Here is a 1,307-nt window from a genome sequence, read left to right as displayed (position 1 = left end):
CGGGCGAGGGTGCCGGGGTGGAGCGGTCGCGGCGGGCGAAGATCACGTAGACGACGGCGCCGACGACGAGCCACAGGATGCCGCCGACCTTCGCCGTGATGTCGGCGTTGAGCAGGACGTAGCCGATGATGAGGAACCCGACGACCGGCACGACCAGGTGCAGCAGGTAGTTCTTCGACTTCTTCTTGCCCACGTAGTACACGGCGACGGACACGTGCAGCAGCAGGAATCCGAGCAGCGCGCCGAAGTTCACCAGCGACGAGATCACCGCGATCTGGCCGACGAAGAACAGCACGAGCACCAGCGAGATCCCGCTGACCAGCAGGATCGCCGCCATCGGCACCTGACGCGCGGTGACCTTGGACAGGAACGCGGGCAGGCGGCGGTCGCGGCTCATCGAGTAGAGCAGGCGCGAGGTGGCGGCCTGGGCGGCCACGGCGTTGGCGATGCCGACCGCGATGACGTTGACGGCGAGGAAGGCGGTCGCCCAGCCCGAACCAGCGGCCTTGGCCACCAGGACGAAGAAGGCGTTGTTGACCTCGTCATCGCCGAACGACACGGTGCCGGCGGCCAGCGCGCTGGCGAACCACGTCTGGGTGATGAACAGGACGGCGACCACGAGCAGGGCGATGATCATGGCGCGGCCGCCCGATTTGCGGTCGCCCGTGGACTCCTCGGCCATCGTCGAGATGCCGTCGAAGCCGAGGAAGCTCAGCACCGCGATCGACAGGGCGGTGGCGATCAGCGCGGGGTTGACCTTCTCGGCATCCCACACCGGGGCCATGGTGAATTCGGCGCCGGGGATCGTCCCGGCGTTCAGCGCGATCATCGCGATCGCGACGAAGATGACGACGAAAGCGAGCTGGATGACGAGCATCACCCGGTTGGCGATCTTGATCGAGCCGATGCCGAGCACGTTGATGACGGTGTTGATGATCACGAACGACACCGCCCAGATCCACTGCGGCACGTCGGGGAAGATGCCCGCCATGCTGGACGCCGCGAAGACGTACAGCAGCGTGGGCACGAGCAGGTAGTCGAGCAGGATCGCCCACCCGGCGAAGAAGCCGACGGTGGGATGCAGTCCACGGCCGACGTACGAGAAGACGCTTCCCGCGATCGGGAACGCCTTGGACATCTGCGCGTAGGCGAGGGCGGTGAAGATCATCGCGACGACGCCGGTGATGTACACCAGCGGGACCATGCCGCTGGCGGCGTTGTAGACGACGCCGAAGATGGCCCAGGGGGCGATCGGCACCATGAAGACCAGGCCGTAGACGACGAGGTCGAGGGTGGACATGGAGCGC

The 1,307-nt window shown here is 66.6% G+C and carries 1 protein-coding gene; it reads right to left on the bottom strand.

Annotation, left to right across the window (positions count from 1 at the left end; all coding sequences use genetic code 11):
- The coding region (locus DBR36_RS15530) for an APC family permease (protein ID WP_258222900.1) at positions 1 to 1,300 on the bottom strand (1,300 nt) is incomplete at its 3' end.
- Positions 1,301 to 1,307: the final 7 nt, after the last annotated feature.

Source organism: Microbacterium sp. HMWF026 (assembly GCF_003061325.1).
GTDB classification, from domain to species: Bacteria; Actinomycetota; Actinomycetes; order Actinomycetales; family Microbacteriaceae; genus Microbacterium; species Microbacterium testaceum_E.
Note: the sequence above shows the minus strand (reverse complement) of the source record. Positions and strands in the feature narration are given on the sequence as shown.